A 1,791-nucleotide genomic window follows, 5' to 3' on the forward strand; every position below is an offset into this window, starting at 1 on the left:
CGTGCGATCCGCCCTGGCGCGGTCCGCCGGAACGGCCGCCACCCGAACGGCCGCCACCGGAGCGGCCACCGACCGAACGGCCGCCGCCCGAGCGCGAGCCGCTGTTGCGCTTGCCCGTCTCGCCCAGGTCCTCGAGGTCCTCGGCGTCCAGCCCCGCGAGGTGCTGCGCGGAGCGGGGCAGACGGCCCTTGGTGCCCTCGGGAATGTTCAGGTCGGCGAACAGGTGGGGCGACGTGGAGTACGTCTCGACCGGCTCGGGGTAACCGATCTCGAGCGCCTTGTCGATGAGCGACCAGCGCGGCACGTCATCCCAGTCCACGAAGGTCACGGCCGTACCGGTGTTGCCCGCGCGGCCGGTGCGGCCCACGCGGTGCAGGTAGATGCGCTCGTCCTCGGGGCACTGGTAGTTGACCACGTGGGTCACGTCGTCGACGTCGATGCCGCGGGCCGCGACGTCGGTGGCGACGAGCACGTCGATCTTGCCGTTGCGGAAGGCGCGCAGCGCCTGCTCGCGGGCGCCCTGGCCCAGGTCGCCGTGGATGGCGCCGGCGGCGAACCCGCGCGACTGCAGCTCCTCGGCGACCTTGGCGGCCGTGCGCTTGGTGCGTGCGAACACGATGCTGCGGCCGCGGCCCTCGGACTGGAGCAGCCGCGCCAGCACCTCGACCTTGTCCAGCGCGTGGGCGCGGTACACGACCTGCTTGATGTTCTTGACGGTCGCGCCCTCGTCGTCCGGCTCGGCGGCGCGGATGTGCGTGGGCTGCTTCATGTAGCGACGGGCCATCGAGACGACGGCGCCCGGCATGGTCGCGCTGAACAGCATGGTGTGCCGCTGCGCGGGGGTGCGGGCCAGGATCTTCTCGACGTCGGGCAGGAACCCGAGGTCGAGCATCTCGTCCGCCTCGTCGAGCACCACGGTCGCCGCGCGCAGCAGCGTGAGGTGCCCCTGGTTGAGCAGGTCGATCATGCGGCCGGGCGTGCCCACCACGACGTCGACGCCGGACTTCAGCGCCTCGATCTGCGGCTCGTAGGCGCGGCCGCCGTACACCTGCACGATGCGGACGCTGCGCTTGGCCGACGCGGTGCCCAGGTCGTTGGCGACCTGGACCGCGAGCTCGCGGGTCGGCACCACGACGACGGCCTGCGGCTTGCCGGGGGCGACGAGCTCGTCGTAGCCCACCTCACCCGGGGCCACGACACGGTGCAGGAGCGGGACGCCGAAACCGAGCGTCTTGCCGGTACCGGTCTTGGCCTGGCCGATGATGTCGTGCCCGCTCATCGCGACCGGCAGCGTCATGGCCTGGATGGGGAACGGGTGGGTGATGCCCGAGTCCAGCAGCGCGGCGACGATCTCGGGGCGGACGCCGAAGTCCGCGAACGTCACGTTCTGCGCCTGGATGGCGGACGGGGAGGAATAGTCGGGCCCCGTGGCCACGGTGGGCTCGGGGTCGGTCACGGTGGCCGCGCTCGCGGCCGGGGTGTCGGTGGTAGTCACTGGCGCCTTCATCTTCTCGCGGCGCGGTGGGCCCTCGTGGCCCGGCGATCGCGCCTTCGTGCGGCAGCCGATCGTGAAAATCATCGCGCGCCGGGCGGGAGGCCCAGGCTGCGCGTCCTGTCGGCGGCCTCGCAGGGAGGTCGGAGCACAGGCTCGGGGGTCGGAACGTGACGACCGGGCAACCGATGTACAGCATTGATGGTACGCGCACGATGTTTCGCTGTGGTTAGCGAAACGCGTCCAGCGCCCTGTTAGTAATGAACGCCACGTGGCGGAGGGCCCGCGCGGGCCCTCCG

The 1,791-nt window shown here is 71.9% G+C and carries 1 protein-coding gene; it reads right to left on the reverse strand.

The features are described 5' to 3' along the window. On the reverse strand, positions 1-1,507 hold a 1,507-nt coding region (locus PROKR_RS21090; RefSeq protein ID WP_051433211.1), incomplete at its 3' end, for a DEAD/DEAH box helicase. Positions 1,508-1,791 lie beyond the last annotated feature (284 nt).

It is taken from the genome of Promicromonospora kroppenstedtii DSM 19349, assembly GCF_000515355.1.
Classification (GTDB): domain Bacteria; phylum Actinomycetota; class Actinomycetes; order Actinomycetales; family Cellulomonadaceae; genus Promicromonospora; species Promicromonospora kroppenstedtii.